27 protein-coding genes are annotated in these 22396 nt (G+C 71.6%); 7 read left to right on the top strand and 20 right to left on the bottom strand.

What is annotated here, in order from left to right; all coding sequences use genetic code 11:
* Window positions 1–23: 23 nt before the first annotated feature.
* From ACZ67Q_RS11820 to ACZ67Q_RS11800, 5 genes are all read right to left on the bottom strand, one after another.
* Window positions 24–728 (bottom strand): antibiotic biosynthesis monooxygenase, encoded by a 705-nt coding sequence (locus ACZ67Q_RS11820; protein ID WP_471179783.1) that lies wholly within the window; start codon window positions 726–728, stop codon window positions 24–26.
* Window positions 729–881: 153 nt separating this feature from the next.
* Window positions 882–1442 (bottom strand): DUF3618 domain-containing protein, encoded by a 561-nt coding sequence (locus ACZ67Q_RS11815; RefSeq protein ID WP_471179780.1) that lies wholly within the window; start codon window positions 1440–1442, stop codon window positions 882–884.
* On the bottom strand, window positions 1439–1882 hold the full coding sequence (locus ACZ67Q_RS11810) for a phage holin family protein (RefSeq protein WP_471179777.1): 444 nt from the start codon (window positions 1880–1882) through the stop codon (window positions 1439–1441). Before ACZ67Q_RS11810 ends, ACZ67Q_RS11815 begins: the two co-directional genes overlap by 4 nt.
* Before the next feature lie 333 nt (window positions 1883–2215).
* Window positions 2216–2899, bottom strand: coding sequence for a hypothetical protein (locus ACZ67Q_RS11805; protein ID WP_471179775.1), 684 nt, complete (start codon window positions 2897–2899; stop codon window positions 2216–2218).
* Window positions 2896–3030, bottom strand: a complete 135-nt coding sequence (locus ACZ67Q_RS11800; RefSeq protein ID WP_469809997.1) for a hypothetical protein — start codon at window positions 3028–3030, stop codon at window positions 2896–2898. Before ACZ67Q_RS11800 ends, ACZ67Q_RS11805 begins: the two co-directional genes overlap by 4 nt.
* A 257-nt stretch (window positions 3031–3287) precedes the next feature.
* Between ACZ67Q_RS11800 and dapA the strand changes: the two genes are divergently transcribed.
* Both dapA and ACZ67Q_RS11790 read left to right on the top strand, forming a co-directional pair.
* Window positions 3288–4202, top strand: coding sequence for a 4-hydroxy-tetrahydrodipicolinate synthase (gene dapA, locus ACZ67Q_RS11795; RefSeq protein WP_471179772.1), 915 nt, complete (start codon window positions 3288–3290; stop codon window positions 4200–4202).
* A gap of 9 nt (window positions 4203–4211) precedes the next feature.
* Window positions 4212–4436: a cold-shock protein gene (locus ACZ67Q_RS11790; RefSeq protein ID WP_471179769.1), complete on the top strand. Its 225-nt coding sequence runs from the start codon at window positions 4212–4214 to the stop codon at window positions 4434–4436.
* Window positions 4437–4493: 57 nt separating this feature from the next.
* On the opposite strand, the gene dapD is transcribed toward ACZ67Q_RS11790, so the two are convergent.
* The gene (gene dapD / locus ACZ67Q_RS11785; protein WP_471179767.1) at window positions 4494–5483 is read right to left on the bottom strand and encodes a 2,3,4,5-tetrahydropyridine-2,6-dicarboxylate N-succinyltransferase; all 990 of its coding nucleotides are present in this window, start codon (window positions 5481–5483) and stop codon (window positions 4494–4496) included.
* Window positions 5484–5629: 146 nt separating this feature from the next.
* Entirely contained in the window at window positions 5630–6919 is a 1290-nt protein-coding gene (locus ACZ67Q_RS11780; RefSeq protein ID WP_471179764.1) for an MFS transporter, read from the bottom strand.
* Between the two features lie 87 nt (window positions 6920–7006).
* Between ACZ67Q_RS11780 and ACZ67Q_RS11775 the strand changes: the two genes are divergently transcribed.
* Entirely contained in the window at window positions 7007–7897 is an 891-nt protein-coding gene (locus tag ACZ67Q_RS11775; protein WP_471179761.1) for a winged helix-turn-helix transcriptional regulator, read from the top strand.
* A gap of 243 nt (window positions 7898–8140) precedes the next feature.
* On the opposite strand, the gene ACZ67Q_RS11770 is transcribed toward ACZ67Q_RS11775, so the two are convergent.
* The 10 genes from ACZ67Q_RS11770 to ACZ67Q_RS11725 all read right to left on the bottom strand — a co-directional run bounded on the left by ACZ67Q_RS11770 (window position 8141) and on the right by ACZ67Q_RS11725 (window position 15676).
* Window positions 8141–8695, bottom strand: a complete 555-nt coding sequence (locus tag ACZ67Q_RS11770) for a TetR/AcrR family transcriptional regulator (protein WP_471179759.1) — start codon at window positions 8693–8695, stop codon at window positions 8141–8143.
* Window positions 8695–9015 carry a DMT family transporter gene (locus ACZ67Q_RS11765; RefSeq protein ID WP_469809989.1) on the bottom strand — a complete coding sequence of 107 codons (321 nt, stop codon included), beginning with the start codon at window positions 9013–9015 and terminating at the stop codon, window positions 8695–8697. Before ACZ67Q_RS11765 ends, ACZ67Q_RS11770 begins: the two co-directional genes overlap by 1 nt.
* A gap of 96 nt (window positions 9016–9111) precedes the next feature.
* Window positions 9112–9444, bottom strand: a complete 333-nt coding sequence (locus tag ACZ67Q_RS11760) for a metal-sulfur cluster assembly factor (RefSeq protein WP_031166063.1) — start codon at window positions 9442–9444, stop codon at window positions 9112–9114.
* Window positions 9441–9908 (bottom strand): Fe-S cluster assembly sulfur transfer protein SufU, encoded by a 468-nt coding sequence (gene sufU / locus ACZ67Q_RS11755; protein WP_471179754.1) that lies wholly within the window; start codon window positions 9906–9908, stop codon window positions 9441–9443. The genes ACZ67Q_RS11760 and sufU overlap by 4 nt, the downstream gene beginning before the upstream one ends.
* Window positions 9909–9927: 19 nt before the next feature.
* Complete coding sequence (locus tag ACZ67Q_RS11750) at window positions 9928–11184, bottom strand: cysteine desulfurase (protein WP_471179751.1); 1257 nt, start codon at window positions 11182–11184, stop codon at window positions 9928–9930.
* The gene (gene sufC / locus ACZ67Q_RS11745) at window positions 11181–11945 is read right to left on the bottom strand and encodes a Fe-S cluster assembly ATPase SufC (RefSeq protein ID WP_361637577.1); all 765 of its coding nucleotides are present in this window, start codon (window positions 11943–11945) and stop codon (window positions 11181–11183) included. The genes ACZ67Q_RS11750 and sufC overlap by 4 nt, the downstream gene beginning before the upstream one ends.
* 7 nt (window positions 11946–11952) lie before the next feature.
* The gene (locus tag ACZ67Q_RS11740) at window positions 11953–12270 is read right to left on the bottom strand and encodes a non-heme iron oxygenase ferredoxin subunit (protein WP_361637575.1); all 318 of its coding nucleotides are present in this window, start codon (window positions 12268–12270) and stop codon (window positions 11953–11955) included.
* Window positions 12267–13451 (bottom strand): Fe-S cluster assembly protein SufD, encoded by a 1185-nt coding sequence (gene sufD / locus ACZ67Q_RS11735; RefSeq protein WP_471179746.1) that lies wholly within the window; start codon window positions 13449–13451, stop codon window positions 12267–12269. The genes ACZ67Q_RS11740 and sufD overlap by 4 nt, the downstream gene beginning before the upstream one ends.
* 60 nt (window positions 13452–13511) lie before the next feature.
* Window positions 13512–14933 carry a Fe-S cluster assembly protein SufB gene (gene sufB, locus ACZ67Q_RS11730; protein WP_471179743.1) on the bottom strand — a complete coding sequence of 474 codons (1422 nt, stop codon included), beginning with the start codon at window positions 14931–14933 and terminating at the stop codon, window positions 13512–13514.
* On the bottom strand, window positions 14930–15676 hold the full coding sequence (locus ACZ67Q_RS11725) for a helix-turn-helix transcriptional regulator (protein WP_471179741.1): 747 nt from the start codon (window positions 15674–15676) through the stop codon (window positions 14930–14932). Before ACZ67Q_RS11725 ends, sufB begins: the two co-directional genes overlap by 4 nt.
* A 161-nt stretch (window positions 15677–15837) precedes the next feature.
* Here ACZ67Q_RS11725 and ACZ67Q_RS11720 point away from each other — a divergent pair, with 161 nt between their 5' ends.
* The 4 genes from ACZ67Q_RS11720 to ACZ67Q_RS11705 all read left to right on the top strand — a co-directional run bounded on the left by ACZ67Q_RS11720 (window position 15838) and on the right by ACZ67Q_RS11705 (window position 19618).
* Window positions 15838–16653, top strand: a complete 816-nt coding sequence (locus ACZ67Q_RS11720; RefSeq protein WP_471179738.1) for an AAC(3) family N-acetyltransferase — start codon at window positions 15838–15840, stop codon at window positions 16651–16653.
* A 72-nt stretch (window positions 16654–16725) separates the two neighbouring features.
* Window positions 16726–17703 carry an ABC transporter ATP-binding protein gene (locus ACZ67Q_RS11715; protein ID WP_471179735.1) on the top strand — a complete coding sequence of 326 codons (978 nt, stop codon included), beginning with the start codon at window positions 16726–16728 and terminating at the stop codon, window positions 17701–17703.
* A gap of 142 nt (window positions 17704–17845) precedes the next feature.
* Window positions 17846–18562 (top strand): ABC transporter permease, encoded by a 717-nt coding sequence (locus ACZ67Q_RS11710; protein WP_471180112.1) that lies wholly within the window; start codon window positions 17846–17848, stop codon window positions 18560–18562.
* Window positions 18563–18607: 45 nt separating this feature from the next.
* Complete coding sequence (locus ACZ67Q_RS11705) at window positions 18608–19618, top strand: COX15/CtaA family protein (RefSeq protein WP_471179733.1); 1011 nt, start codon at window positions 18608–18610, stop codon at window positions 19616–19618.
* A gap of 36 nt (window positions 19619–19654) precedes the next feature.
* Here the strand turns inward: ACZ67Q_RS11705 and ACZ67Q_RS11700 are convergent, their stop codons facing one another.
* The 3 genes from ACZ67Q_RS11700 to ACZ67Q_RS11690 form a co-directional block, all read right to left on the bottom strand.
* Window positions 19655–20761 carry an amidohydrolase family protein gene (locus ACZ67Q_RS11700; RefSeq protein ID WP_471179730.1) on the bottom strand — a complete coding sequence of 369 codons (1107 nt, stop codon included), beginning with the start codon at window positions 20759–20761 and terminating at the stop codon, window positions 19655–19657.
* Between the two features lie 64 nt (window positions 20762–20825).
* The gene (locus ACZ67Q_RS11695; protein ID WP_471179728.1) at window positions 20826–21146 is read right to left on the bottom strand and encodes a hypothetical protein; all 321 of its coding nucleotides are present in this window, start codon (window positions 21144–21146) and stop codon (window positions 20826–20828) included.
* Window positions 21147–21240: 94 nt separating this feature from the next.
* Entirely contained in the window at window positions 21241–22203 is a 963-nt protein-coding gene (locus tag ACZ67Q_RS11690) for a heme o synthase (RefSeq protein ID WP_471179726.1), read from the bottom strand.
* Between the last annotated feature and the right edge of the window lie 193 nt (window positions 22204–22396).

Raw genomic sequence — 22396 nt, 5'->3', positions numbered from 1 at the left:
AGCGCGCCGGTCTCCTCTCCAGGTCAGGCGGGGAGGAGGCCGAGGGCGTGCTCGTAGCGGGCGGGGGTGAAGCCCTTGACGCCCGGGTACGTGCGCACCCGCTCCCACTGCTCGGTGGGCGCGCCGATGCCTTCGCCGGGAGCGGCCAGCACCTCGTCGTAGGCGCGCTCGCTCTCCCACTCGGCGTAGTTGAGGACGTGGCCGCCGTCCGTGCTGAGGTGGAAGTGGGCGGAGATCAGACCCCGGTGGCCGACGGGGTCGTCCTCGAGGGCCTTGAGCACCAGGTCGGCCCAGTGGGCCCGCTCGTCGGCGGCGGACGGGTCGAAGTCGATCCGCACGGCCACGATCAGACCCGGCACCCGCGTGTCGCCCACGGCGCGCTCACGGCTGCGGTGATGCCGGTAGCGGTCGAGGCGCACCCGCTCGATGCCCGGCACTGCCGTGTCGATCTCGTCCACCCGCTCCTGGCGCCGCGTGCGCACGAAAGCCTCGTACTCCTGCTCGCCCGTCCACTGCGAGTGGTGCATCACCGTGGAGCCGTCGCGGCCGGTGTAGACGTGGTAGCTCAGCAGGCCGTCGGCCGGCCAGGGCTGCCGCTCCCAGGTACGCGCGATCGCCTCCACGGTCAGCTGCTGGCGCTCGGGCGTGCCGACCCGCCAGATGCTGAAGAACGGCGCGCCCACGCGCGGGTCGGTCAGCTGGGGGTGGGCGTCGGTACGGCGGGTCATGACGGCCTCCGGTGATCGGCAGCGGATGCGTGCAGAGATCACCTTTCAACCTCAAGCGCTGTTGAGGTCAACCCCGCGGGGGGAAGACGCGCCGCGGCCCGGGCCGGACGTCCACCGGCCCGGGCCGCGACCCGACCGCCAGGCGGTCTTCGGTTACTTCATGTGCCGGTACGCCCGCCAGACCCGCCAGGCCCCGGCCGCGGTCAGCACCGCCAGAGTGGCCCAGGCGACTCCCGGATGGCGCCGTCCGGTCACCCAGACGGTCCGCACCGGCCGCGGGAGCTGCTGCTCGGCGGTGTGCCGGCGCTCCTGGACCGTGTGACCCACGTGGGTCGCCCGCTCCTGGACGGTGTGCCCGGCGTGGGACGCCTTGTCCTGGACCGTGTGGCCCATGTGGGACGCCCGCTCCTGGACCGTGTGGCCGACGTGGGACGCCTTGTCCTGGACCGCGTGGCCCATGTGGGACGCCTTGTCCTGGACCACGTGTCCGGCCTGCGCGGCGCTGCTGCGCAGCTGGACCGTCATGGCGCCGGCCTTGTCGCGCAGATCGGCGGCACGGGCCCGGGCCCGCCCCTTCACGTCCGCCTTCGCGGCCAGTTCCTCGACCGTCGCCCCGAGCTGGCTGCGTGTCTCGGCGATCTGGTCCCGCAACTCGTCGGGGCCCTTTGCTCCCCGGGCCGCCTTGCCGGAGGAGCCGTTCCTCGCGTCCGTCATCGATGCGCCCTTTCCCTGATCTCCTCGACATCGGCCCTGACGCTGCCGAGCGCCTCCTTCGGCGCGGGCGGCGCGGCACGGCGCAGCTGGGCGCGGCCGGCGACGGCCAGCAGGCCGGCGACCGCGAACAGCAGCACCGTCACGGTCAGCGCGGCGGCCCACACGGGCAGCGCCAGCGAGAGCGCGGCGATCGCCGTGCCCGCGGCGGCGAGCAGCCCGGCGTAGGCGAAGGCCCCGGCGCCGCCCAGCAGTCCGCCACCGCGTCCGGCGCGCCGGCCCTTCTCGGCCAGTTCCTCCTTGGCCAGGCCGATCTCCTGCCGAACCAGGCGGGAGAGCTGTTCGGTGGCCTGCCCGACGAGCTCGCCGACGGAGTGGTGTGCGGTGTCGTGCGGAGCCCGGCGCTCCTCGTGCACGGGCCGGGTGTCCAAGGTCCCGGTCACGGTGTTCCGCCTCCTCTCGGTCACGGAAACTCCCGGGTACCCTGACCGGCCGTCACTAGACGGGCCACGCGGAACGCCCGGCGTCCCCGGGTCCGGGCGCAGAAGAGCCCCGGCGTCCGGCGTCACCGAGCCCCGACCGTGTCGGCCACGACGACGCCGCGCCGTCGGTCCCGGCCGGCGCTGCGGCGCACTCCCGGAGCCCCGGGACCGTCATTGGACGGGCCGCGCCGAACGCCCGGCGTCCCGGGGTCCGGGCGCAGGGCACCCCGGCGTCCGGCGTCACCGAGCCCGACCGGGTCCGCCGCGCCGTCCGTCCCCGCTGTTCCTGCGGCGCTATCCCTGCGGCGCGCTCCCGGTGCCCCGGTCTCCGAGCCGGGCCAGCTGGGTCTGGAACCAGTCGAGCCGGGCCTGCAACAGGGCCGCCTCCGCGACGAGTTCGGGCACGTCGAGGCCCTCGCCGCTCTCCTGGTGGATCCCTCCGCCGGCCGCGGCCGCCACGCGCAGCCCCTCTCCGGCCAGCCGGGCGAAGGCGGCGAGCGACAGGGACGTACGCGCCCGGACGCAGCCCGCACAGGAGGGGGCCAGCGCGCGCCATCCGGGCCGGCCCCAGCCGGCGTCGGCCAGCGCCACGGCGGGGGCGCCGCAGGCACAGGGACCGACGGTCGCCGTACGCACCCGCTGGCGGGCGCTGCGGAAACCGCGCTCGAAGCGGATGTAGGCGCCGAGGACCGACACGTGGAGCAGAACGGCGGCCCGGTGTTCGGCCGTGCTGAGCAGGGCCTCGGCGTCGGCGCGCTCGTGCACGCTGTGGAAGCCGCAGTCGCACAGCCGGGCGGGCGGCCGGTGCCGGCGGCCGTAGACGCAGGACGCGTCGGCCAGGACGCCGTACGGGAGCGCCCCGCCGAGCGATACCCCGGTGAACCCGGCCCGGGTGCCGTCCTGGGAGAGCACCGGGTGGGCGATCTTGTATCCGGTCGGCGGCTCGGACGGGCGCTCCTGCGGGAGCCGCAGCCTCATCGGGCGGCGGGCACCTCTTCGGGCACGGAGACCTCCACGTCCGTGATCTCCTGGGTGGGTTCGGGTTCCTCGTCGCGGATCTGCGGCTCTTCCTCCGCGACGCCGGTGGCCAGTGCCTTGCCGAGCTTCATGACGCCTCCATGAGCGGTGGGTGCATGACCGTCCTGAATGCCATGGTGACTCATGAGAGGCCGGCTTGGACATAGGGCGGTCCTCGGGCGCCGGTCGCCTCGGCCACGGCGACGCGGACCTGCGGCGCAGGAGTCGATCAGGTGCTGATCGACATCTCCACAGCGAAGCAGTCCGAAGCAGTCCCGAAGCATTCCTTACTCATACCTCGTAGAAGATTTAAGTGGAGCTTCACGATCGACCTGCCGACACTGCTTCCATGACCTACGCAGCCTCCTCGGCCCCTCCCTTCGGCCGCGCACTGTGCGCGATGATCACGCCCTTCACCGAGGAGGGCGCCCTCGACGTGGCCGGCGCGCAACGGCTGGCCGCGCATCTGGTGGCGGAGGGCTGCGAGGGCCTGGTGCTCTCCGGCACGACGGGGGAATCGCCGACGACGAGCGACGCGGAGAAGGCGGAGCTGATCCGCGCGGTGCGCGAGGCGGTGGGCGAGCGGGCGTCGATCGTCGCCGGGGTCGGCACCGCGGACACCCGGCACACCGTCGCCCTGGCCCTGGAGGCGGAGAAGGCGGGCGCGGACGGCGTGCTGGTGGTCACGCCGTACTACAGCCGGCCGCCCCAGGACGCGATCGAGGCTCACTTCCTAAAGGTGGCGGACGCGACCGCCCTGCCGGTGATGCTGTACGACATCCCGGCCCGCGCCGGCACCCGCATCGCACCCCAGACGATGCTCCGCCTCGCCGAGCACCCCCGGATCGTCGCGGTGAAGGACTGCTCCTACGACTTCCTCGGCACCCAGAAGGTCCTCGCCACGACGGACCTGGCGTACTACGCCGGCTGCGACGAGCACAACCTCGCCCTGTACGCGGTGGGCGCGGCGGGCTGCGTCAGCACGGTCGCGAACGCGGCCCCCCGCCACATCCGCGCGGTCCTGGACGCCTTCGACTCGGGCGACACGGCACGGGCGACCTGGCTCCAGCACCGCCTGACGCCCCTGATCGACCGGATGATGTCGGCGGACCTCCCCGGCACGGTCACCGCGAAGGCCCTCCTGACCACCCTCGACCTCCCGGCGGGCCCGGCCCGCCCCCCGCTGCGCCCGGCAGACGCGGATACGACGGCCACCCTGCGGGCGGCCTACGACCACCTCGTCACGGGCTGCCCCGTTCCGTAGGGTTCCCCCATGGTGACTGCGACCGTCCGTGAGTGGCGCGACGAGGAAGGCTGGGGCGTACTCGACTCCCCCGAAACCCCCGGCGGCTGCTGGGCCCACTTCTCCCACATCGCCATGGAAGGCTTCCGCACCCTCTCACCGGGCCAACGCGTGGACCTGCACTGGGAGGCCCCGGGCTTCGAACAGGACGGCTACGCCTACCGGGCACTGAGCATCGTCCCCCACCCCGCCTGACGACGACGAGCGCCCTCCCACCCACCGGCGGAAGGGCGCTCGGGCACGCGTGCTGCCTCAGTTGTGGCTGTGCAGAATGTCGTTCAGGCCGCCCCAGACCGCGTTGTTCGGGCGGGCCTCGACCGCGCCGGTCACGGAGTTGCGGCGGAAGAGGATGTTGGAGGCGCCGTTCAGGTCGCGGGCCTTGACGATCTGGCCGTCGGGCATGGTGACGCGGGTGCCGGCGGTGACGTAGAGGCCCGCCTCGACCACGCACTCGTCGCCCAGGGCGATACCGACGCCGGCCTCGGCGCCGATCAGGCAGCGCTCGCCGATGGAGATGATCACGTTGCCGCCGCCGGACAGCGTGCCCATCGTGGAGGCGCCGCCGCCGATGTCCGAGCCGTCGCCGATGACGACGCCCGCGGAGATGCGGCCCTCGACCATCGACGTGCCGAGCGTGCCGGCGTTGAAGTTGACGAAGCCCTCGTGCATGACCGTGGTGCCCTCGGCGAGGTGCGCGCCCAGGCGGACGCGGTCCGCGTCGGCGATGCGCACGCCCTTCGGCGCGACGTAGTCCGTCATGCGCGGGAACTTGTCGATCGAGGTGACCTGGAGGTGCAGGCCCTCGGCGCGGGCGTTCAGGCGCACCTTCTCGACGTCGTCCACGGCGACCGGGCCGAGCGAGGTCCAGGCGACGTTGGCGAGGTGGCCGAAGATACCGTCCAGGCTCTGGCCGTGCGGCTTGACCAGGCGGTGCGAGAGCAGGTGCAGGCGCAGGTAGACGTCGTGCGCGTCGATCGGCTTCTCGTCCAGGGAGGCGATGACCGTGCGGACCGCGACCACCTCGACGCCACGGCGGGCGTCCGGGCCGATCGCCGCGGTGGCGCCGCCGCCCAGCAGCTGCGCGGCCTGCTCGGCGCTGAGCCGCTCGGTGCCGGCGGGGCCGGGCTGCTCGACCAGCTCGGGCGCGGGGAACCAGGTGTCGAGAACGGTGCCGTCGGAGGCGATGGTGGCAAGGCCGGCGGCGACGGCGCCGGTGGTGCGAGAAGCAGTCGAGTCGGTCATGAGGGCAACCTAACCGGCCAGGGGCCACGGAGGCCAACCAGCAGGCCGTTGTCTCAGGTGGCGGGCGGTGGACCGTGGGCCGAGTCGGCACTTCGCCGGGATGACCCCTTCAGCCGCACGCCGCCGCAGCACACCGGCGGTCGGCCTCAGATCAGCGGACCGCGGCGCCGCCCCTCGACCTGCGCGGCGGCCACCGGCGAGGCCGCCGCCACCCCCGTCGGCAAGTCCCCGCCGACCCGGCGCACACGGCCCCGTTCCAGCCGTCCCCCCGCCACCACCGCCACCGCTGCCACCGCCGCGGCGCTCGCGCACCACGGCCACAGCCACCCCGGCGCCGCCTGGTACAGCGCGCCGCCGAGCGGGGCGGCCAGGACCACGCCCGTGATGGACGCACCGGCGTACAGCGACTGGAAGCGGCCCTGGACGTGCGCCGGGGCGCGGTCGGCGACGTAGGCCGTGGCGGGGGTCTTGTAGAGCAGCTCCCCGAGGGTCAGCAGGCTCATCATCGCCACGGCGGTCCCGGTGCCCGCGCCCGCGAGCAGCGCGCCGTACCCCGCCGCCACCAGCAGCAGCCCCGCCGCCACGACCGGCAGCGGTGAGCGGCGGCGCAGGGCGAGTGCCGCGGGCAGTTCCAGGCAGAGCAGCACTCCGCCGTTGACGGCGAGCAGGGCGCCGTAGACACCGGTGTCCAGACCGTGGTCGGCGAGGTAGACGGGGAAGGTCGTGTACTGCTGCCGGTAGACGACGTCCACCACCACGATCGCCCCGAGCAGCACCAGGACCGCCGGGCGTGCCCGCAGCGCCGCCCACAGGCCCTCCCCGGCGGGCGCCTTCACGATGTCGCCCCCCGTCCGCCGCCGCACCCGCACCGCTGCCGGGATCACCCGCGCCGTCCAGGCCGCCAGCCCCACACTTCCGAGCCCGTCGGCGACGTACAGCCAGTCGTACGACCACCGGGTCGCCACCAGCGCGCCGAGCAGCGGGCCGACCGTGAACCCTCCGTTGCCCGCCGCCCGCATCACCGCGAACGCCTGCCGCCGCGCCCCCTCCGGCACGATCACCGCGACCAGCGCGGAGCCGGCGGCACGCTGCGCCCCGGCGGCGTACTGGGCGAGCGGCAGCGCGGCGTACAGCGCGGGCGTCGGCAGCACGGGGACGGCGGCCAGCAGCAGCCCGCCCGTGGCGGCGGAGACGAGGAGGGCCGGCCGGTGCCCGAACCGGTCCCCGAACCAGCCGCCCGTGAAGTTGCCGGCGAGCAGCCCCACTCCCCCGGCGCCGGCGAGCAGGCCCGCCTGGCCGGGGCCGAGGCCGCGGGGGCCGGTCAGATAGAGGAAGAGGTAAGCGAAGGTGACGCTCACGGTCATGTTCACGAAGGTTCCGGCGGCCAGCAGCCACACCGCGCGCGGAACGTCCCTCAGGCCTCGCACCGGCCCCACCCCCGAGTCAGTTTCTTTTGGGAACTGACTATGTCAGCATGGCAGCCTCGGGTCAACGACGACCGGTGGACGAAGAGGTGGAGGGTCATGGCCCGCAGAACGAGCCTGGAGGAATCCACCTGCGCCATCGCCCAGGCGCTGGACGTGGTCGGCGACTGGTGGACCCTGCTGATCGTGCGCGACACCGCCCGCGGCGTGCACCGCTTCGACGAGCTCCAGCGCGAGCTGGGCATGTCCCGCAAGGTGCTCACCGAACGGCTGCGGCTGCTCGTGGAGGCGGACGTCCTGGCCCGGGTCCCCTATCAGCAGCGCCCGGTGCGCCACGAGTACCGGCTCACCCCGCGCGGCCGCGCCCTGCTGCCCGTGCTGGTCGCCCTGCAGGACTGGGGCGACGCCTGGGTGCTGGGCGACGGCACCACCTCGGCCACGGCCGAGGAGGCATCGGCGGAGGCCCGCCGGGTGCACGAACTGCTCGGCACGCGCATCCCAGGGCTGACCCTCTTCGACGACACCGGCGCACCCCGCGACCCGGTCGCCGCGGACACCCCGTTCACGGTGCTGTACTGCTTCCCCGGTGCCTACGCCCGCGCGGACGCCTATCCGCCGGGCTGGTCGGAGATCCCCGGTGCGCCCGGCTGCACCCTGGAGTCCTGCACCTACCGCGACCGGCTCGCCGACTTCACCGCCGCGGGCGCCACGGTCTACGGAGTGTCCGCCCAACGCCCGGACGAGCAGCGGGCGTTCGCCGAGAAGGAGAAGCTGGGCCAGCGCCTGCTGTCGGACGCCGACCTGGACCTGGTCACCGCGCTGCGGCTGCCGACGTTCCGCGCGGCGGGCGCGAGCCGGCTCAAGCGTCTGACGCTGGTGGTGGACCGGGAGCGGATCGTCCGGCACGTGCAGTACCCGGTGAGCGACATCGCGGGCGGCGTGGAGGCGGCACTGACCGCCGTCAGCGGGCCGGCGGCCACGCGGGGATGAGCTGACGCCGGGGCCTCACGCGGCCCCGCAGACCGCCGCCAGCGAGCCGGCGGCCACGCGGCCAGGAACATACGCCAGGGCTCACGCGGCCCCGCGAACGCCACCATCAGCGAGCCGGCGGCCACGCCGCGACGACGTACGCGAGGGCCTCGGGCGCGGCCCCGCGGACCACCGTCAGCGAGCCGGCGGCTACGCGGCGAGGAACGTACGCCGGGGCCTCCGGCGCGGCCCCGCAGGCCGCCGTCAGCGGACCGGAGGGCGCCCGGGTATGACGCGCGCCAGCACCTCACGGGCGTAGCGCTCGTCGTATACCGCGTCTGTGAGCAGCACCTGCAGGCATATGCCGTCCATCAGTGCCACCAGCGCTCGCGCCGTGACCTCGTCGGTACGGCGGGCGAGCAGCTCGACGAGGCTCTTCACCCACTCGGCGGCGACCGGACGCAGCGCGGGCCGGCGCAGGGCGGCGAGATAGAGCTCGTACTCCAGCTCGACACCGGAGCGTTCACCGGCCAGCCACTCGCCGAGCAGAGCGGCGAGTTCGGCGGCCAGGTCGGTGCGGGTGTCCGTCACGCCGCCGCGCGCCGCGAGCAGGTCGCCGAAGCCCTCGGTGGACTGCCGCAGCGCGGCCACCATCAGCTCGTCCAGGCTCGCGAAGTGGTACGTCGTGGAGCCGAGCGGGACATCCGCCTCGGCCGCGACGCTGCGGTGACTCAGGCCGGCCAGCCCCTTCTCACCGACGACCCTGAGAGCCGCGTCGATGATCCGCTGCCGGCGTTCGGGATCGTACCGGCGGGCCATCAGTGGGCGCCGCCGAGATTGAGCACGGCCACACCCAGGATGATCAGCACGATCCCGGCGATCTTGGCCGGGCCCAGCCCCTCCCCGAAGAAGATGAGCCCGATCGCCGCGATGCTCGCGGTGCCCAGCCCGGACCAGATCGCATAGGCGGTGCCGACCGACACCGTCTTCAGGGTCTGGGCGAGCAGGACGAAGGACAGGGCGTATCCCACCGCGGTCAGCACGGAGGGCCACAGCCGGCTGAAGCCGTCGCTGTACTTCAGGGCCGTGGTCGCGGCCACCTCGGCGGCGATGGCGGCTACGAGCGTGAGGTATCCCATGTGTACGACCGTACACAACGCGGCCGCGCCGGGGCGGGAGAAGGCACGAAAAAGGGCGACACCCGAGGGTGTCGCCCTTTCGCGGTCCGGTGACCGTCAGACGTTGAAGCCGAGCGCCCGCAACTGCTCGCGGCCGTCGTCGGTGATCTTGTCCGGGCCCCACGGCGGCATCCAGACCCAGTTGATGCGCAACTCGTTGACCAGGCCGTCCGTGGCGGACTTCGCCTGGTCCTCGATGACATCGGTCAGCGGGCAGGCCGCCGACGTCAGGGTCATGTCGATCGTCGCGATGTTCGCGTCGTCGATGTGGATGCCGTAGATCAGGCCGAGGTTGACGACGTCGATGCCCAGCTCGGGGTCGACGACGTCGTACAGCGCCTCGCGGAGTTCCTCCTCCGAGGCCGGCTTCATCTCAGCGGTCTCGCTCATGCCGTCTTCCTTTCGGCGTCGGCGCCACCCAGTGCCTGGGCCGTCGCGTCCTTCCACGCCATCCAGCTGAGGAGGGCGCACTTGACCCGGGCCGGGTACTTGGACACCCCGGCGAACGCGACCGCGTCCTCCAGGAGGTCCTCCATCGCGTCGTCGGGCTCGAGCTTGCCCTTGGACTGCATCAGCTCCAGGAAGGTCTCCTGGATCTTCTGCGCCTCGGACAGCTCCTTGCCCACCAGCAGCTCGTTCAGGACGGAGGCGCTGGCCTGGCTGATGGAGCAGCCCTGGCCCTCGTACGACACGTCCGTGACCTTGGTGCCGTCGTACTTCACGCGGAGCGTGATCTCGTCGCCGCACGTCGGGTTCACGTGGTGGACCTCGGCGTCGCCGTCCCGCAAGCCCCGCCCGTGCGGGTTCTTGTAGTGGTCCAGGATGACTTCCTGGTACATCGAGTCCAGCTTCACGGTCTTGAATTCACGCCCCTCAGCCGAAGAAGTTCCGTACGTGCTCCAGACCGTCGACCAGAGCGTCGATCTCGGCCGGCGTGGAGTACAGATAGAACGACGCTCGCGTGGTCGCAGGAATTCCGTAGCGCAGGCAGACGGGCCGCGCGCAGTGGTGGCCCACGCGCACCGCGATGCCCTGCTCGTCCAGGACCTGGCCCACGTCGTGCGGGTGGATGTCGCCGAGCGTGAACGAGATCGCCGCGCCGCGGTCCTCGGCCGTGGTCGGGCCGATGATCCTGAGGTCCGGGACCTGCGTCAGACGCTGCACCGCGTACTCGGTCAGCGCGTGCTCATGGGCGAGGATCTTGTCCATGCCGATCGAGTTGAGGTAATCGATGGCCGCGCCGAGACCGACCGCCTGGGCGATCGGGGGCGTGCCCGCCTCGAACTTGTGCGGCGCCGGGGCGTACGTCGAGGAGTGCATCGAGACGGTCTCGATCATCTCGCCGCCGCCGAGGAAGGGGGGCAGGTCCTCCAGCAGCTCCTGGCGGCCCCACAGCACGCCGATGCCGGTCGGGCCGCACATCTTGTGGCCGGTGAAGGCCACGAAGTCGGCCTGCAGCGCCTGCACGTCCAGCGGCATGTGCGGCGCGGCCTGGGAGGCGTCGATGCACACGAGGGCGCCGACCTCCTGGGCGCGGCGCACGATCGCCTCGACCGGGTTGAGCGTGCCCAGGATGTTGGAGACCAGCACGAAGGAGACGATCTTCGTCTTCTCGGTGATGACCTCGTCGATGTCGGACAGGTCGAGCCGGCCGTCGTCGGTGAGGCCGAACCACTTCAGCTTCGCGCCCGTGCGCTGCGCCAGCAGCTGCCACGGCACGATGTTGGAGTGGTGCTCCATCTCCGTGATGACGATCTCGGTCTCGTGGTCCACCCGGTAGGGCTCGTCGGCCCAGCCGAGCATGTTGGCCACGAGGTTGAGCGACTCGGAGGCGTTCTTGGTGAAGATCACCTCGTCGCGACTCGGCGCGTTGATGAACTCCGCGACCTTGTCACGCGCACCCTCGTAGAGCGCCGTGGCCTCCTCGGCGAGGACGTGCACGCCTCGGTGGACGTTGGCGTTGTGCTGCTCGTAGTACTCGGCGAGTACGTCGAGGACCTGGCGCGGCGTCTGGGAGGTCGCCGCGTTGTCCAGGTACACCAGCTTCTTGCCGTCGTGGATCACCCGGTCCAGGATCGGGAAGTCCTTACGGAGCGCCTCGGTGTCGAGGAGGCCCGGCAGCTGTGTCACGCGGATGCGCCACCCTTCACGTACTTGTCGTAGCCCTCGGCCTCGAGCTGATCGGCGAGCTCGGCGCCGCCGGACTCGACGATGCGGCCGCCGGCGAACACGTGGACGTGGTCCGGCTTGATGTAGCGCAGGATGCGCGTGTAGTGCGTGATCAGCAGGGTGCCGACCTCGCCCGTCTCGCGGACGCGGTTGACGCCCTCGGACACGATCCGCAGAGCGTCGACGTCCAGGCCGGAGTCGGTCTCGTCGAGGATCGCGACCTTCGGCTTGAGCAGCTCGAGCTGGAGGATCTCGTGGCGCTTCTTCTCACCGCCGGAGAAGCCCTCGTTGACGTTGCGCTCGGCGAAGGAGGGGTCCATGTTGAGGCGCTCCATGGCCTCCTTGACCTCCTTCACCCAGGTGCGCAGCTTCGGGGCCTCGCCGCGCATCGCGGTGGCGGAGGTGCGCAGGAAGTTGGAGACCGAGACGCCGGGAACCTCGACCGGGTACTGCATCGCCAGGAACAGGCCCGCGCGGGCGCGCTCGTCGACGGACATCTCCAGGACGTCCTCGCCGTCGAGGGTGACGGTGCCGCCGGTGATCGTGTACTTCGGGTGACCCGCGAGCGAGTAGGCGAGGGTCGACTTGCCCGAGCCGTTGGGGCCCATGATGGCGTGCGTCTCGCCCTGCTTCACGGTGAGGTCGACACCCTTGAGGATTTCCTTCGTGCCGTTCTCGACCTCGACGGTGACGTGCAGGTCTCGGATTTCAAGCGTTGCCATGGGTGCCTCAGGACTCCTGGGAGAGGGAGACGAGCACGTCGTCCCCTTCGATCTTTACGGGGTATACGGGGACGGGACGCGTCGCCGGAAGACTGTCGGGCTTGCCGGAGCGCAGGTCGAAGCGCGAGCCGTGCAACCAGCACTCGATGTGGCAGTCGTCGACCTCTCCCTCGGAGAGGGAGACGTTCGCGTGCGAGCAGATGTCGTGGATCGCGTAGACGTCGCCCTCGGTCCGCACGATGGACAGGGGCGTGCCGTCGAGTTCCACCCGTTTCGGGGTGTCCTCCTCCAGCTCGCTGACGCCGCAGGCGCGTACGAAGGTCATGCGACCGCGGCCTCCAGCTCCTGCTCGATCTTCGCGATCAGGCGCTCCTCGATGTCCGCGACGCCGATCTGCTGGACCAGCTCGGCGAAGAAGCCGCGCACGACCAGGCGGCGGGCCTCGTGCTCCGGGATGCCGCGCGCCATCAGGTAGAAGAGCTGCTCGTCGTCGAAGCGGCCGGTGGCGGAGGCATGGCCGGCGCCGACGATCTCGCCGGTCTCGATCTCCAGGTTCGGCACGGAGTCGACCCGGGCGCCGTCGGTGAGGACCAGGTTGCGGTTCATCTCGTACGTGTCCGTGCCCTCGGCCCTGGCCTCGATGAGCACGTCGCCGATCCACACCGCGTGCGCGTCGTCGCCCTGGAGCGCGCCCTTGTAGACGGCGTTGGACTTGCAGTGCGGCACGTTGTGGTCGACCAGCAGGCGGTGCTCCTGGTGCTGGCCGGCGTCGGTGAAGTACAGGCCGAACAGCTCGGCCTCGCCGCCGGGGCCGGCGTAGGTCACGCGCGGGTGCAGACGGACGACGTCGCCGCCGAAGGTGACGACGACCGACTTGAAGGAGGCGTCGCGGCCGACGAGGGCGTTGTGCTGGGCCACGTGCACGGCCTTGTCGTCCCAGTCCTGCACGGAGACGACGGTCAGCTTGGCGCCGTCACCGAGGAGGTAGTCGACGTTGGCGGCGAGCACCGCGTCACCGGTGTGGTCGATGACCACGACGGCCTCGGCGAACGCGCCCAGCTCGATGACCTGGTGACCGAAGGCGGTGCCGCCCTCACCGTGCACCGCGATGCGGATCGGCTCGGTGAGGACGGTCTCCTTGGGCACGGTCACGACCGAGGCCTTCTCGAAGGACGAGTACGCCTGGGCGGCGACGCGGTCCACCGGCGTGCCCGCCTTGCCGAGCCGCGCGTCGTCGCGGCCGACGGTCTCGACGGTGACGCCCTCGGGGGCCTGCACGTCGACCTTCACACCGTCGCCGGTGGCGGTGGCGGTGCCGTCGTGCAGCCCGCGCAGGCGCTCCAGCGGGGTGAACCGCCACTCCTCCTCACGGCCGTGCGGGACCGGGAAGTCCGCGACGTCGAAGGAGGGCGGGGCGCTCATGCGGGTGGCGACGGTGGACTCCCCGGCCACCGCGATGGCGCCGGAGGTCGTCGACCCCACGGGGATGTTCTGGGCCTCAGCCATGGCTGTCGTAGTGCTCGCTTTCCGTTACGTGTAGGGCTTGATGGTCAGGGGCGGCGGCGGTCAGCCGACCGCGCCCTCCATCTGCAGCTCGATCAGCCGGTTGAGCTCCAGCGCGTACTCCATGGGCAGCTCCTTGGCGATCGGCTCGACGAAGCCGCGCACGATCATCGCCATCGCCTCGTCCTCGGCGAGGCCACGGCTCATCAGGTAGAAGAGCTGGTCCTCGGAGACCTTGGAGACGGTGGCCTCGTGGCCCATGGAGACGTCGTCCTCGCGGACGTCGACGTAGGGGTACGTGTCCGACCGGGAGATCGTGTCCACGAGCAGCGCGTCGCACAGCACGTTGGACTTCGACCCGGCGGCGCCCTCACCGATCTCGATCAGACCGCGGTAGGACGTACGGCCGCCACCGCGCGCCACCGACTTGGAGACGATGTTGGACGAGGTGTTCGGCGCCATGTGGACCATCTTGGCGCCGGCGTCCTGGTGCTGGCCCTCGCCGGCGAAGGCGATGGACAGGGTCTCGCCCTTGGCGTGCTCACCCATCAGGTAGACGGCCGGGTACTTCATCGTCACCTTGGAGCCGATGTTGCCGTCGACCCACTCCATGGTCGCGCCCTCGTAGGCCACGGCGCGCTTGGTGACCAGGTTGTAGACGTTGTTCGACCAGTTCTGGATGGTCGTGTAGCGGCAGCGGGCGTTCTTCTTGACGATGATCTCGACGACCGCGGAGTGCAGCGAGTCCGACTTGTAGATCGGGGCCGTACAACCCTCGACGTAGTGCACGTAGGCGCCCTCGTCGACGATGATCAGGGTCCGCTCGAACTGGCCCATGTTCTCGGTGTTGATCCGGAAGTAGGCCTGGAGCGGGATCTCCACGTGCACGCCCTTCGGCACGTAGATGAAGGAGCCGCCGGACCACACGGCGCTGTTCAGCGACGCGAACTTGTTGTCCCCGACCGGGATCACCGTGCCGAAGTACTCCTTGAAGAGCTCCGGGTGCTCCTTCAGGGCGGTGTCGGTGTCGAGGAAGATGACGCCCTGCTCCTCCAGGTCCTCGCGGATCTGGTGGTAGACGACCTCCGACTCGTACTGGGCGGCGACACCGGCGACGAGGCGCTTCTTCTCGGCCTCCGGGATGCCCAGCTTGTCGTAGGTGTTCTTGATGTCCTCGGGCAGGTCCTCCCAGGACTCCGCCTGCTTCTCCGTGGAGCGCACGAAGTACTTGATGTTGTCGAAGTCGATCCCCGACAGGTCCGAGCCCCAGTTCGGCATGGGCTTCTTCTCGAAGAGCCTGAGGCCCTTGAGGCGAAGCTTCGTCATCCACTCCGGCTCGTCCTTCTTGGACGAGATGTCACGGACGACGTCCTCGTTCAGACCACGCTTCGCCGACGCACCGGCCTCGTCGCGGTCGGCCCAGCCGTATTCGTACTTGCCCAGGCCCTCGAGCTCAGGGTGGGCAGTCTCCGTGGGGAGAGTCATGCGGGGTTCCTCCCGGCCGTGCTTGCAGATGCGTTAGGGGAAATCGTGGGGTCGTTCCTGGGGATGAACGTCGTGCAGACGCCGTCGCCGTGGGCGATCGTCGCGAGCCGCTGCACATGCGTACCGAGGAGCTCGGCGAAAAATTCCGTCTCGGCCTCGCACAGCTGCGGGAACTGCTCGGCGACGTGGGCGACCGGGCAGTGGTGCTGACACAGCTGCTCGCCGACGGGCGCGCTCCGCGCGGTAGCAGCGTACCCGTCGCCGCTCAGGGCCTTGGCCAGCGCTTCGGTCCGCTTCTCCGGGGCCGCTGCCTCGACCGCCTCGCGGTAGGCGCCGGCCTGCGCGGCGATCCTGGCCCGGGCGAACGCGGCGACGGCGTCGCGGCCGCCCTCCTGCTGCGCGATCCAGCGCAGGGCGTCGGCGGCGAGCTTGTCGTAGGACTGGTCGAAGGCGTCCCGGCCGCAGTCGGTGAGCGCGAAGACCTTCGCGGGGCGCCCGCGCGTGCGCGTGCCGTACACGCGCTGCTCGCGTGCCTCCACGACGTCGTCGGCGACGAGCGCGTCCAGGTGGCGTCGTACCGCGGCCTGGGTCAGGCCCAGCCGGGCGGCCAGCTCGGCGACGGTCGACGGGCCGTGGTCCAGGATCGACCGCGCGACCCGGTTGCGCGTGGAGCGCTCCCCGGTCGCGAACTCCTCCTGCGGGGTCCCCGTGGGGGTCTCCCGAGCCTCGCCGACGTTTTTCACAACGCCATTGTTGCGTAATTCCTCGGAGCGTGACAAGCGGCGTCCGAACGGGCGGATGGTGCCCTGCGTCACTTAGGCATACCTAATGTGACCTGCGGAAACGATCTTTGATCGATCAAACGGGTGGCGTCCGCCCAGGTCATGGGCAAGACTGCGGACCCATGCCGACACCGCCTCCGACCGGCCCACTGGTCACACGGGACACACTGGCCACACAGCTGCGGCACCTGGGCGTGGAGCCCGGCGAGACGCTCCTCGTCCACTCCTCCCTCAGTTCCCTCGGCTGGGTGAACGGCGGCCCGGTCGCGGCGGTGCGGGGGCTGCTCGACGCCCTCGGCCCCACCGGCACGCTCGTGGTCCCCACCCAGAGCGGCGACCTGTCCGACCCGGCCCTGTGGAGCAGTCCGCCGGTGCCCCGCGAGTGGTGGGACACCATCCGCGCCACGATGCCGTCCTACGACCCGCTGGTGACCCCCAGCCGAGGGGTCGGTGTGATCCCGGAGACCGTCCGCACCTGGCCCGGCGCACTGCGCAGCGCCCACCCGCAGACGTCGTTCGCGGCGGTGGGCCCGCGGGCGGCGGAGATCACCGGGGGCCACGCGCCCGACTGCCGGCTCGGGGAGAACAGCCCGCTGGCGAAGCTGGAGCGGCTCGGCGCGCGGGTGCTCCTGCTCGGCGCGGGCTACGACTCCTGCACCGCCTTCCACCTCGCCGAGTACCGCATCCCCTCCCCCCTGACCGAGGTCGGCCGCCCCGCGCCGGGCGAGGGCTGGGAGACGGTGATCGAGGTGTCCATCACCTCCGACCGTTTCGACGAACTCGGCCACGACTTCGAACGGGACCGCCCGGTCGTGCGCGGGCGGGTCGGCGCGGCCGAGGCCCGCCTGTTCCCGGTCGCGGACGCGGTCGCCTACGCGGAACGCTGGCTGGCGATCCACCGGCCGCGCGAGGAGGAGATCCCCCGCCGGCCCGGGTGAGACGGCAGGGCGAGAGGGCAGTTCGGCACCCGCGCGTCCGCGGGCGTTCCCGGCTCCCTAGACTCGGGTGCCATGCGAGATGAGCCCGCCCACCCGTCTCCCGACCACCACCCCTCCCGGAGACGCTTCGCGTCACACCCGCTTATCGAGGTCCAGGCCCTGGTGAAGCGGTACGGCACGAAGACCGCGGTGGACGGCCTCGACCTGGTGGCCCGGGCAGGCGTGACCGCCGTCCTCGGTCCCAACGGCGCCGGGAAGACGACCACGGTCGAGACCTGCGAGGGGTACCGGAAGCCGGACGCCGGCACGGTGCGTGTCCTGGGGCTCGACCCGGTCGGAGACTCCGCCGCCCTGCGGCCCCGGATCGGCGTGATGCTCCAGTCCGGCGGCGTCTACTCCGGCGCGCGCGCCGACGAGATGCTGCGGCACATGGCCAAGCTGCACGCCCACCCGCTGGACGTGGACGCGCTCATCGAACGGCTCGGCCTCGGCTCCTGCGGCCGGACGGGTTACCGGCGACTGTCCGGCGGCCAGCAGCAGCGGCTCGCGCTCGCCATGGCCGTCGTCGGCCGCCCCGAGCTGGTCTTCCTGGACGAGCCGACCGCCGGTCTCGACCCGCAGGCCCGCCGGGCCACCTGGGACCTCGTGCGCGACCTGCGCGCCGACGGCGTCTCCGTGATCCTCACCACGCACCACATGGACGAGGCCGAGCAGCTCGCCGACGACGTCGCGATCATCGACGCCGGCAAGGTGATCGCGCAGGGCTCCCCGGAGGAGCTGTGCCGCGGCGGCGCCGAGAACACCCTGCGCTTCTCCGGCCGCCCCGGCCTCGACGTCGCCTCCCTGCTCAAGGCTCTCCCGGCCGACTGCTCGGCCGCCGAGCTGACCCCCGGCTCGTACCGGGTGAACGGCAAGGTCGACCCGCAACTGCTGGCCACCGTCACCTCCTGGTGCGCCCAGCACGGAGTGATGCCGGACAAGATCTCCGTCGAGCGGCACACCCTCGAAGACGTTTTCCTGGAGCTCACGGGCAAGGAGCTGCGCGCATGACTGCGGTCACCACCGAGACCGGCCGGGGGTCCGGGGGTCGCCCCCCGGGACGGCACAGCCTGGAACCGACCGGCAAGGAGCTGCGCTCGTGACCGCCACCGGCACCTACGCCCCGAACCCCGGGGCGGCGCCGCTGTCCCGCATGATCGCGGCCCAGGCGGCGCTGGAGACCCGCATGCTGCTGCGCAACGGCGAACAGCTGCTGCTCACCGTGATCATCCCCACCCTGCTGCTGGCGCTCTTCAGCTCCGTCGACATCGTCGACACCGGCGCGGGCAAGGCCGTCGACTTCCTCGCCCCCGGCATCCTGGCCCTCGCCGTGATGTCGACGGCGTTCACCGGGCAGGCCATCGCGACGGGCTTCGAACGGCGCTACGGCGTCCTGAAGCGGCTGGCGTCCTCGCCGCTGCCCCGCTGGGCGCTGATGACCGCGAAGACGGCGTCCGTGCTGGTCACCGAGGTGCTCCAGGTGATCCTGCTGACGGCGATCGCGTTCGCGCTGGGCTGGTCGCCGCACGGCAACCCGTTCGCCGTGCTGCTCCTGCTGATCGTCGGCACGGCCGCCTTCTCCGGGCTCGGCCTGCTGATGGCCGGCACACTCAAGGCCGAGGCCACGCTGGCCGCCGCCAACCTCGTCTTCCTGCTGCTGCTCGTCGGCGGCGGCGTGATCGTGCCGTTGGACAAGTTCCCCTCCGGCGTCCAGGACGTGCTGGCGCTGCTGCCCGTCTCCGCCCTGTCCGACGGCCTGCGGGACGTGCTCCAGCACGGTGCCGGCATGCCCTGGGGCGACCTCGGGATCCTCGCCGTGTGGGCGGTCGTGGGGCTCGCGGCCGCGGGGAAGTTCTTCCGCTGGGAGTAGGTCGCGATGGACCCTCGTGAAAGCGTGCACAAGCAGGCGCCTACCATGGAGCCCGTGCCCAAGCTGACCCGCGCCGACGCCACCGCGGCCGTGCGCAACCCGCTCGCCTTCATCGCCGCACGCTGGACGCCGACCCCGAGGACGGTCCAGCGGGCGGCCCTGTCCGCCCTCGTGATGGCCGTGATCATCGTGGTCACCGGCGGTGCCGTCCGGCTGACCAGCTCCGGACTCGGCTGCCCCACCTGGCCCAAGTGCACCGACGACTCGCTCACCGCGACCAGCGCGATGGGCTTCCACGGCGCCATCGAGTTCGGCAACCGCATGCTGACGTACGTGCTGTGCGCCGCCGTCGGCTGGGCGATCATCGCCGCCCGTGCCCAGAAGCCGTGGCGGCGTGGCCTGACCCGGCTGGGCTGGGCCCAGTTCTGGATCGTCATGGGCAACGCCGTGCTCGGCGGCATCGTCGTGCTCGTCGGCCTCAACCCGTACACGGTCGCGGCACACTTCCTGCTCTCCACCGCGCTCATCGCGGTGGCGACGGTGATGTGGCAGCGCACCCGTGAGGGCGACGGGGCGCCCCGGCCGCTGGTCGGCAAGTCCGTCCAGCAGCTGGTGTGGTTCCTGGTGGTCGCCTCCGTGCTGCTGATCGCGGTGGGCACGGTCGTGACCGGCGCCGGTCCGCACGCGGGTGACTCCAGCGAGGTGGACCGCATCCCCGTGGACTGGGAGGCCGTCGCCAAGCTGCACGCCGTCCTGGCGTGGATCGTGGTCACGCTGACCTTCGCGCTGTGGTTCGTGCTCAAGGCGGTCGACGCGCCCAAGGGCCCGCCGGCGCGGACGCGGGATCTGTTCCTGATCCTGCTGGCGCAGGGTGTGATCGGCTACGTCCAGTACTTCACCAAGCTCCCGGAGCTGCTGGTCGCCCTGCACATGCTCGGCTCGGCGCTGGTGTGGATCGGGGTGCTGCGGGTCCTGCTGGCCCTGCGGGAGCGCCCGGAGGCCGCGAATGCGGACCTGCCCGGGCCGTCGGCCGAGGCGAAGCTCGCCAAGGCCTGAGACTTCCGGCTCACCCCGGCTCGTGGCCGGGGCGGGTCACCCCAGCCCGTACACCCGCCGTGCGTTCCCCGACGCCAGCATGACCGCCACCCGTTGGGCGTCCTCCAGGGACCAGGCACCCTCGGTGACCCAGCCGCCCAGTACGCGGGCGAGGGCGTCGCGGAACAGGCGGGCCGCGACCACGTGCAGCTCCGGCAGCCCCCGGGCTCCGCTGGAGAAGAGGATCTTGCCGAAGGGTGCCAGTTCCAGCACCTCGGCGAGCACACTCGCCGCGCGGGCACCGGTGCGCACCAGCGCGGCGCCCGCGTCGGCGTAGACGTGCGGGAAGACACCGGCGAGGTGGGCGGCGTGCCGGTGGTAGGGGTAGCCGTGCAGCAGGATCAGGTCGGTGCCGAGGCCCGCGGTCGCCCGGACGAAGTCCGTCAGCAGCACCGGATCGGTGCGGTCGGTGCGCTGCCCCGGCTCCCCGAGCCCCGCGTGCAGCTGGAGCGGCAGCCCGGAGGCCACCGCGATCCACAGCAGGTGCCGTAACAGCACCGGGTCGCTCAGCTCGCCCCCGGCCCGGCGCCCGGCCAGCCAGCGCCCGGCGGCGCCGCGCACCTGCCCCGGGCCGGGCGGTTCCGGCGCGAGTGCGAGACCGTGCCGTACCCCTGCCACGGAGGTGAAGGCGACGGCGTGCGCGGCGGCGCCGTGCACCGACTCGGCGAGGTTGGCCAGGAAGGACTCCACGGTCCCGGAGGTGTCGGCGACCTGCTCCGCGAGCAGCTCGAGACGCACGATCTCGTGGGCGTCGGCGTCCCCGGCCGTGGCCATCTCGGCAGGGCCGGTCAGGTCGCCGGGCAGCCCCGTGTCGACGAGGTACGTGGTGATGCCGCTGCCGCGCAGCAGCCGACGGCCGGCCTCCAGCACGCCCAGCTCACGGCGGCGGGCGAGATAGCGGGCCGGCGGGCAGTGCGGTTCCAGGCCGAGCAGGGGCGGACACCAGCGGCGTACGGCGAAGCCGGTCTGGGTGTCGAAGAGGGTGGTGCCGGGCGCGGGTGGTCCCTCGGTGCGGGCCAGCTGGGCCTCGAAGGTGCCGAGGCCCAGCTCCGTTCTCAGTACGCCGTGGCAGTACTGGTCCACCAGGGACGGCGTTTCGATCATTCCGGCTCCCCGTAGGACGCGGGTCTTACCCGTCCTAACGGGTGAACCGGGGGCGAGGTGATGCTCAGCCGCCGATCTGAATGCCGGCCATCCGCTTCCACTCGTACGACCCGGTCTTCACCTTGGCCGCGAACTCGCCGTCGAAGGACTCGTGGGCCGGGATGCCGGACTTCTCCACGGCCTTCTCGGCGATCTCGTAGGAGGGGGCCACCAGGTCGCCCCAGCCGCCGTCCTCGCCCACCAGGACGATCCGCGCGCCGCGCTCGCCGATGTAGGCCACCTGGCCCTCGGCGCCGCCGTGCGCCTTGGAGAAGGCGCTGATCCGCCGGGCGAGCTTGTCCGCCGTGCGCTCGGCCTTCGCGTCAACCTGCTGCGTGTCTGCCATGGTCAGGATGCTACTCAGCGGTAGATCGAACGGCGACGGGCGGGGTGCGTGGCATACACCACGCACCCCGCCCGAAATGTCCTCAATGCCGCGTTTACCGCAGGAAGGGATCCACCGCCACCGCCACGAACAGCAGCGAGACGTACGTGATGGACCAGTGGAACAGTCGCATCTCCTTCAGCTTCGCGCCCGTCACCTCGGCCTTCGCCCGGTTCTGCAGCGCGTGCGCCTCCCACAGCCACCAGCCGCCGGAGGCCAGTGCCACCGCCGTGTAGAACCAGCCGGTGTAGCCCAGCGGGGTCAGCAGCAGCGAGACCGCCACCATCACCCAGCTGTAGAGCACGATCTGCTTCGCGACGACCTTGTTGGAGGCGACGACCGGCAGCATCGGCACGCCCACGCGGGCGTAGTCCTCCTTGACCTTCATCGACAGCGGCCAGTAGTGCGGCGGCGTCCAGAAGAAGATGACCAGGAAGAGGATGACCGGCGCCCAGGACAGCGAGTCCTTCACCGCCGTCCAGCCGATCAGCACCGGCATGCAGCCGGCGATGCCGCCCCACACGATGTTCTGCGCGGTGCGGCGCTTGAGGATCATCGTGTAGACGACCACGTAGAAGAGGAGCGCGCCGAGGGAGAGCCAGGCGCTGAGCCAGTTCACGGTGAGGCCGAACAGCAGCGTCGAGACCACCGCCAGGGTGATGCCGAAGGCCAGGCACTCCGGGGGGCTCACCATGCCGGTGACCAGCGGACGCTGCGACGTGCGGTCCATCAGCGCGTCGATGTCGCGGTCGATGTACATGTTGAGCGCGTTGGCGCCGCCGGCGGACAGGTAGCCGCCCAGGCAGGTGAGCAGCACCAGCTTGAGGTCGGGCACCCCCTGCTGCGCCAGGAACATCACCGGGACGGTGGTGATGAGCAGCAGCTCGATGATCCGCGGCTTGGTCAGCGCCACGAACGCCTTGACACGGGCCCCGAACGGCCGGTGGGTCGGGCGCTCCCCTAGCACCCCCGCTGGACGGGATTCAACGGCCGTCACGAACACCCCTGACAGAGACATCCCAGCAAGCCTCCCCGTGTGAAGTGGCGGTAAAGGCTCGCGCGTACCACGCCACTTTAGACGTTGCCCATACCCCGGCCTTCGCGGGGGTGGGGTCGTGTTGGCGGGACGTGATCGTTCCGGGCCTCGGCGGCTCCGGCGACCGCCCCGCGCCGGTGATCGTTCCCGGCCCCTCCGATCCGTTTGCGGAATG

It is taken from the genome of Streptomyces sp. NPDC036813, assembly GCF_055609245.1.
The sequence above is the reverse complement of the archived record's forward strand: the minus strand, read 5'-3'. Positions and strand labels throughout refer to the sequence as shown.